Origin of the sequence: Dactylosporangium siamense (assembly GCF_016862795.1) — a bacterium.
Classification (GTDB): domain Bacteria; phylum Actinomycetota; class Actinomycetes; order Mycobacteriales; family Micromonosporaceae; genus Dactylosporangium; species Dactylosporangium siamense.
The window spans coordinates 1-7,718 of sequence record NZ_BONQ01000051.1 but is presented as its reverse complement, the minus strand read 5'-3'; the positions used below and the strand labels follow the sequence as shown (position 1 = coordinate 7,718).

At 71.6% G+C, this 7,718-nt stretch carries 6 protein-coding genes; 1 reads left to right on the top strand and 5 read right to left on the bottom strand.

Features of this window, described 5'->3' with window-relative positions; all coding sequences use genetic code 11:
- Nucleotides 1-195: 195 nt before the first annotated feature.
- Genes Dsi01nite_RS17120 through Dsi01nite_RS17100 form a run of 5 tightly spaced genes read right to left on the bottom strand, consistent with a single transcriptional unit; the run spans nucleotide 196 to nucleotide 4,741 of the window.
- A complete protein-coding gene (locus Dsi01nite_RS17120; protein WP_203847159.1) occupies nucleotides 196-870 on the bottom strand; it encodes a nucleotidyltransferase family protein in 675 nt (224 codons plus the stop codon).
- A gap of 39 nt (nucleotides 871-909) precedes the next feature.
- On the bottom strand, nucleotides 910-2,133 hold the full coding sequence (locus Dsi01nite_RS17115) for an MFS transporter (protein ID WP_203847158.1): 1,224 nt from the start codon (nucleotides 2,131-2,133) through the stop codon (nucleotides 910-912).
- Nucleotides 2,134-2,191: 58 nt separating this feature from the next.
- Entirely contained in the window at nucleotides 2,192-2,980 is a 789-nt protein-coding gene (locus Dsi01nite_RS17110) for a HEAT repeat domain-containing protein (RefSeq protein ID WP_203847157.1), read from the bottom strand.
- Nucleotides 2,981-3,000: 20 nt separating this feature from the next.
- Nucleotides 3,001-3,657: a response regulator gene (locus Dsi01nite_RS17105; RefSeq protein WP_239135951.1), complete on the bottom strand. Its 657-nt coding sequence runs from the start codon at nucleotides 3,655-3,657 to the stop codon at nucleotides 3,001-3,003.
- Nucleotides 3,658-3,667: 10 nt separating this feature from the next.
- On the bottom strand, nucleotides 3,668-4,741 hold the full coding sequence (locus Dsi01nite_RS17100; RefSeq protein WP_203847155.1) for a sensor histidine kinase: 1,074 nt from the start codon (nucleotides 4,739-4,741) through the stop codon (nucleotides 3,668-3,670).
- A 131-nt stretch (nucleotides 4,742-4,872) separates the two neighbouring features.
- Here Dsi01nite_RS17100 and Dsi01nite_RS17095 point away from each other — a divergent pair, with 131 nt between their 5' ends.
- The gene (locus Dsi01nite_RS17095; protein ID WP_239135950.1) at nucleotides 4,873-7,692 is read left to right on the top strand and encodes a methyl-accepting chemotaxis protein; all 2,820 of its coding nucleotides are present in this window, start codon (nucleotides 4,873-4,875) and stop codon (nucleotides 7,690-7,692) included.
- Nucleotides 7,693-7,718 lie beyond the last annotated feature (26 nt).

Below are 7,718 nucleotides of genomic sequence, written 5' to 3'. Positions count from 1 at the left end.
TACAGGTTGCCGGGGCAAGCTGACACGGTGTCGGAGTTCGCGATCATAGGCTTCCTGGCCAACGCCCCGCCGCGCTGGTGCGAACCGCACCAGCGCATGGCTGCACGTCACAGCCGCGCACTGGTGCGAACTGCGCCAGCGCGTGGCTGCACGTCACAGCCCGCGCCGGCGGCGGTCTCGTGGGCGGGTGCGGAGTCAGGTAGGTAAGGCGGTGGAGGCGTCGATGAGCTGGACCCGCTCGTGCAGCCCACGGCGCAGGCTGACCGCGCGCTGCAGGTCCAGCGGCGGCACGCGGACCGACCACCCCCGCCACGCCACAGTCTCCAGGCGACCCGCCGCCGTCAGCCCGAAGTCGGTCGTCTCCGGCTCGTCGGCGGTCGGCCCGACGCCGCCGACCCACTCCACTCTGGCGCCGAGCATCGCGCGGCCGAACCAGGCGCAGAACCAGTTCGCCGGGGCGACGGGCTCGATCAGTCCGTCCAGCAGCAGATCACCCACCCGCCGGGAGTCCCCGTCGGAGACAATCAGGTCGAGGTCGCCCGGAGTGACGGGAATGCCCCTGACGGCAAGGGCGGCGCTGCCCGCCAGCCACCAGTCGACCCCGGCGGTGTTCAGCCGCTGACACACCTCGGCCAGGGCTGCCTCCCACGGGACCGGATCGAGCCCGGCGGACTGCCGCAGCATCGGCTCGGCCAGCCGCGAGAAGTTGGACCAGGCCCGGTCCAGGTGTGGCGTGTCGGCGGGGAAGCGTTTGCACCAATGCCCGTCGTGTTCGGCGAAGCCGGCCTTCAGCACGGCGGGCACGAGCTCCGCCGCGACGTGCAGGAACTGGAACTCGCCGGGACCGTGCCGCGCCACCACCACATCCATGCCCCGATACCACCACAGGGGTACGACAAAAACGGCCGGCTACGCGGCGGCGGGCCGGCGGCGGGCGACGATCGCGGCGGCCACGACGCCGAGGGCGATGGTCGCCGCGGCGCAGGTCAGCAGCGTGGAGCGGGCGCCGAGCGGGCCGACGACGAAACCGCCGAGCACGGTGCCGAGCGGCACGGCGAGGACGAGGACGGAGCCGTTGGCGGCTAGGACCTGGGGCAGGTCGGCGGGTGGCGTGGTGCGCTGGAAGAGCGCCATGGAGGTCGACATGTACGGCGCCCAGATCGCCCCGGCCAGGGCGAAGCTGGCGACCGCGAGGACCGTCGGCGCGCCGAGGCCGAGCGGGAGCAGCGCGGCGCCGAAGGCCAGGACGATGCCGATCGTCGTCGGCCACAGCTTCCAGCGGCTCAGGTAGCCGGTGACGAGCCCGCCGAGCAGCGCGCCGGCGCCGAACGCCGTGTAGAAGGCGCCCAGGACGGTGGCCGAGGCGTGCAGGTCGGACGCGATGTGGATGGGCATGGCGACGTAGAACGGCCCGAAGAGGAAGAAGAACCCGAAGGAGAGCACCAGCAGCCCGAGCAGCGTGCGGTCGGTGCGGATGGCGCCGAACCCGGCCCGGGCGGACGAGCCGGACGCCTCAGCCGGCGGGCCGGTGGGGACGGCGAGCCGGTAGGTCACGGCGAGGACGGCGAAGGTGGCCGCGTCGATCGCGATGACGGTCGCGGCGTTGGTCAGGCCGATGAGGACGCCGGCGAGCGGCGGGCCGACGACGGTGGCGAAGTTGGCGATCGTGGCCAGCACCGCGTTGGCCGGAAGGTGGTGTACCGGCGGTAGCAGCTCGGCGATGAGCGTGTACCGCCCCGCCGACCCCCACGCGGCGAGCAGCGAGGAGACCGCCAGCAGCGTGACGTACAGGCCCAGGGTCAGCCCGGACAGGGCGTAGGCGACGGCGATCGCGCCGAGGGCCGCGGCGCGCAGGGTCGCGTTCCAGCCGGCGAGCTGCGCGCCGGGGCGGCCGCGCAGGAACCGTCCGAACAGGACCCCGCCGGCGGCGCTGGGCAGCGAGTACGCGGCGACGGCGACGGCGACCCAGGTGCCGCGGTGCGGGCCGGGGGCCAGTTGCAGGGCGAGCCAGGTGACGGCGACGAGGGACATGCCGTCGCCGAGGGCGGACACGACCAGGCCCGGCAGGACCCGGCCCAGCTTCGGGTGGCTGACCACGGGCCAGTAGGGCGAGGTGCGCACGCCGATGCTCATGGCGTCCACTGGACCCTGGTGGTGCCCGGATGGGAAGAGCGATCCGCCGTGGGCGGATTCAGCTGGCAGCGGAGCGGGCCGCGATGGCGGACTGGATGCGGCGCAGCGTGCGCAGGGCCTTCTTGGCGGCGACGTCGACCCGGCCGTCGAAGACGGTGGCGCCCTGGTCGGTGGCCATGAGGCGCTCCAGGATCGGGGCGACGCGCTCGTCGCCGGTGGAGCCGAGCGCGATCACCGCCCAGTACCGCTGGTTGGGGTCGGGGCTGGTGGCCGCGCCTTCGAGACGCGGCAGGACGGACGGGGCGAAGCGGGCGAGGTTGCTGGCCACGTAGCCGATCCGGGCGAAGCGGCGGTGCTCCAGCTCGTGCCACAGCGCCTCGAGGGCCTCCGGGCCGCCGATCTCGGCGAGGGCGTCGGCGGCGTGCTGGCGGGTGTACTCCTGCGGGTCGCCGAGCAGCGGGGCGATGGCCGGCACGACCTTGGCGTCGCCGAGCCGGCCGAGGGCGCGGATCGCCTGCTCGCGGACGTTCCAGTCGGGGTCCTCGATGAGGTCCAGCAGGGCCGGGACGGCCTCGGTGAAGCCGCCGGCGGCACAGCCCATCGCGGCCCAGGCCTGGCAGTTGTACCGGGCGTCGGTCAGCGCGGCGAGCAGCGGTCCGCGCAGCGACTCGTCGACGAAGACGTCGGCCTGGTTCAGCGCGCGGGTGTACAGCGAGCGGTGGTGGTCCCGGTAGTCGCGCACGACGGCACGGACCTCGTCCGCGGCGGCGACGTCGTCGGGTGCGCGGTCGAGGAGTTCGTAGAGCAGCTCCTCGCGTTCTTCGAGGGAGCCGGAGCGGAGGTCCACCGCCCAACGGTACACATGCCTCAGATCGGGCCTGCGGGGCGGACCAGGCCGGACTCGTACGCGACGACGACGGCCTGCACGCGGTCGCGGAGGCCGAGCTTGGCCAGGACGCTGGACACGTGCGTCTTGACGGTGTGCTCGGTGACGAACAGCTCCGCGGCGATCTCCGCGTTGGACAGCCCGCGGGCGACCTGCCGCAGCGTGTCGATCTCCCGTGGGGTCAGGGTGGACAACCCCGGAGAGGGCGGGGCCGCCGACCGGTGCCGCAGCACGTCGGCGATGAGCCGGCGGGTGACGGCCGGGGCCAGCAGCGACTCGCCCGCGGCGACGGTCCGCACCGCGGCGACGAGCTCGGTGCGGTGCATGTCCTTGAGCAGGAAGCCGGAGGCGCCGGCGCGTAGCGCGTCGTACACGTACTCGTCGAGGTCGAACGTGGTGAGGACCAGGACGCGGGCGGCGGTGGCGGCGCAGATCTCGCGGGTGGCGCCGATGCCGTCGAGGTTGGGCATCCGCACGTCCATGAGGACGACGTCGGGATGGTGGGTGCGGGCGGCGTCGACCGCCTCGACCCCGTCGGCCGCCTCGGCGACGACGGTGATGTCCGGCTGGGACGACAGGATCATGCACAGGCCGTCACGGACCAGGGCCTGATCATCGGCGACCACCACATTGAGCACGGCGGTCAACCTACCCGGCCGGCAGCAGGGCATCGACCTCGAAGCCCCGCCCCTGCGAGGGCGGCCCGGTCCGCAGGGTGCCCCCGACGGCCGCGACCCGCTCCGCCATGCCGGCCAGGCCGTGCCCGGGTCCGCCGTGCCCGGTTCCGGAGCTGCCGCCACGGCCGTCGTCGCTGACCCGTACCCGCAGTGCCGGGCCTTCTGCTGCCAGTACCACCGCCACATGCCGCGCACCGGCATGTTTGACGGCGTTGGTGAGCGCCTCCTGCACGACCCGGAACGCGGTCGCGCCGACGTCCGCGGGCACGGGCGGGACGCCGTCGCGGGTGAGCGTGACGTCCAGGCCGGTCCGGCGGGCCTGTTCGACCAGCGACGCGACCGCGTCCAGGCCGGGCGGCTCCGGCTGCTGGTCGCGCAGGACGCCCAGCGCGTGGCGGAGCTGGACGAGGGCCTCCCGGCCGGTGTCGGCGATCGCGTCGAACGCCGCCTCGGCCCGGGCGGCGTCGGTCCGCACGACGGAGGCGCCGCCCTCGGCCTGCACGACCATCAGCCCGACCGAGTGCGCCAGGACGTCGTGCATGTCGCGGGCGATCCTGGCCCGTTCGGCACCGGCGGCGGCCGCCTGCTCCTCGGTGAGGCGGCGGGTGCGCTCCTCCAGGTAGGCGATGCGGTCGCGGCGGGCCCGCATGCCGGTGCCGAGCGCATACGCGGCGACGAACATCATCCCGACGTAACCGAAGGACGGCGGGCTCTCCTGCGGCACGATGAGCGACAGCCCGACGCCGGCGACGGTGCCGACGGCCGCGAACAGCCGCCATCCCGGCGTGGCGAGCTCGGCCCAGGTGTAGGTGGCGACGAGCTGGCCGTAGGGCTGGTCGAACAGGCGGTCGGTCACCGACAGCCAGGTGGTGCCGACGCCGCACAGCAGCGCGACGAGGATTGGGGCCTGCCGGCGCCACAGCAGCGGCACGGAGGCGAGCAGCGCCAGCAGCACGTCGAGCGGGGCGCCCCACTGCACCGTCGGGTAGACGCTGGCAGCGGTGACCGCGACAGTGATCAGGATGTCCACGGCCCGGATGCGCATGGCAGCCATTCTGGCCGCCGCGGCGGCGCCGCGCCTCAGTCGCAGGAGCGGTTTCTGCTCAAGCTCGGCGCGACCCCGCCGAACTTCACGCTGAGTGATTTTCGCACCGCTGTGGTACCCGAGGAGCAACCGTGCCGGAACCGATCGGGCTCGTCAACGACATCCACACTCCGGCCCTGGCCGAGGCGTCGCTGAGTCTCCTGGTGCAGGAGCGCATGATCGTGGTGCTGAACGCCAAGAACGGCACGGTCGTCTCGGTGAACGACCGGGTGCTGGAGACGACCGACCTGCCGCTGCCGGAGCTCGTCGGCAAGCGCCTGGAGGAGGTCTGGCACCTGCAGTCGCAGATCGTGGACCAGCTCATGGACAGCGCGCGGGTCGGGCAGTTCCTGGAGCAGGTGACCTCGATCGTGGACAGCGGCGGGCGGCAGCGGTGGCTGCGGCTCAACTGCGGGCCGGTGCGCGGCGCCGGCAAGGAGCCCGACGCGATCCTGCTCACCGCCTACGACATCACCAACGACCGGCGGCTATTGGCCGAGCTGCGCGGCAAGTACTCGGCGGTCGACCGGGCGCAGGCGGTCATCGAGTTCGACCTCGCCGGCGAGATCCTCGGCGCCAACGAGAACTTCCTGCAGCTCACCGGCTACTCGCTCGGCGACGTGGTCGGCCAGCACCACCGGATGTTCCTCGACGAGGCGTACGGCGACAGCGCCGGGTACGCCGAGTTCTGGGCGAAGCTGGCCCGCGGCGAGGCCGAGAGCGGGGAGTACAAGCGGCTCGGGCGCGGCGGCCGGGAGGTGTGGCTGCGGGCCAGCTACAACCCGATCTTCGACCTCGAGGGCCGCCCGTACAAGATCGTCAAGTACGCGATGGACGTGACGGAGCAGAAGCTGCGCACGGTCGAGTTCCAGGGCCGGGTCGACGCGATCGGCCGCGCGCAGGCGGTCATCGAGTTCGACCTGGACGGCACGATCCGGGCGGTCAACAAGAACTTCCTGGGCGCGACCGGGTACGAGGCCGACGAGCTGATCGGGCAGCACCACCGCAAACTGGTCACCGAGGACGAGGCGCGCAGCACCGCCTACAAGAACTTCTGGCAGCACCTCGCGAAGGGCCGCTACGAGGCCGGGGAGTACAAGCGGATCGGCAAGAACGGCCGCGAGGTGTGGCTGCAGGCGACCTACAACCCGATTCTCGACCTTGAGGGCCGCCCGTACAAGATCGTCAAGTACGCCACCGACATCACCGAGACGAAGCAGCGCAACGCGGAGTACGAGGGCAAGGTCACCGCGATCGACCGGGCGCAGGCGGTCATCGAGTTCGACCTCGACGGGATCATCGTCGACGCGAACCGCAACTTCCTGCAGCTGACCGGCTACACCAACGTCGAGGAGCTGCGGGGCAAGCACCACCGGATGTTCGTCGACCCGATCGACGCCGCCGGCGAGGACTACCGGGCGTTCTGGGCGAAGCTGGCCCGCGGCGAGTTCGACACCGGCGAGTACAAGCGGTTCGGCAAGGCCGGCAAGGAGGTGTGGCTGCAGGCGAGCTACAACCCGATCTTCGACCTGGAGGGCCGGCCGTACAAGATCGTCAAGTACGCCACCGACGTCACCGACATGCGACTGCGCAACGCCGAGTTCGAGGGCAAGGTCACCGCGATCAACCGCGCCCAGGCGGTCATCGAGTTCGATCCCAACGGCATCGTCCTGGACGCCAACCGCAACTTCCTGGACCTGTTCGGCTACACCCTCGACGAGGTCCGCGGCAAGCACCACCGGCTGTTCGTCGACCCGGCCGACGCCGCCTCCGACGTGTACGAGGAGTTCTGGCAGCGGCTGCGCCGTGGCGAGTACGACACCGGGGAGTACAAGCGCGTCGCGAAGGACGGCCGGGAGATCTGGATCCAGGCCACGTACAACCCGATCCTCGACCTCGACGGCCGGCCGTACAAGATCGTGAAGTTCGCGGCGGACGTGACGGCGACGAAGCTGCGCAACGCCGAGTTCGAGGGCAAGGTCACCGCGATCAACCGCGCCCAGGCGGTCATCGAGTTCGACCTCGAGGGCAACGTGCTGGCGGCCAACGACAACTTCCTGCGGACCATGGGCTACTCGCTGCGGGAGATCAAGACGCAGCACCACAGCATGTTCTGCACCCAGGACTACATCACGTCGCCGGAGTACCGGGACTTCTGGCTGCGCCTGTCCCGCGGCGAGTTCCTCAACGGCCGGTTCCACCGGATCGGCAAGTACGGCCGCGACGTGTACCTGCAGGCCAACTACAACCCGATCTTCGACCTCTCGGGCCAGCCGGTGAAGGTCGTCAAGTACGCCCAGGACATCACCGACCAGGTCGCCCTGGAGCACCGGCTGAACACGAAGACCAGCGAGATGAGCGGCGCCATCGACGACCTGTCGACGTCGATCGCGCAGATCGTCGGCAACGCCGGCCAGGCCAGCGAGCTGGCCGGGGAGACGCAGTCCAACGCCCAGCGGGGCTTCGAGGAGCTGCGCAAGTCGATCGAGGCGATCGACCTGATGGAGCGCTCCTCCGACCAGATCGCCGCGATCGTGCAGGTCATCGGCGAGATCGCGTCGCAGACGAACCTGCTGGCGTTCAACGCGTCGATCGAGGCGGCCCGCGCCGGCGAGCACGGGGTCGGGTTCTCCGTCGTCGCCGGTGAGGTCCGCAAGCTCGCCGAGCGCTCCTCGGAGTCCGCCCGCGAGATCAGCCGGCTCATCGTGGAGTCGGCGACCCGCATCAACCAGGGTTCGCAGGTGGCGCAGCGGGCGCAGGACGCGTTCGAGGAGATCCTGCGCAGCGTCGGCAAGACCGCCGAGTCGATCCATCACATCGTCGCCTCGACCCGCCAGCAGCAGGAGGCGTCGCGGACCGTGAACACGCTGATCGGCGACCTCATCGGCGCCGCGCCCACAGACAAAGCATGACCGGCCAGCGAAGCGTCTCGGGCCGG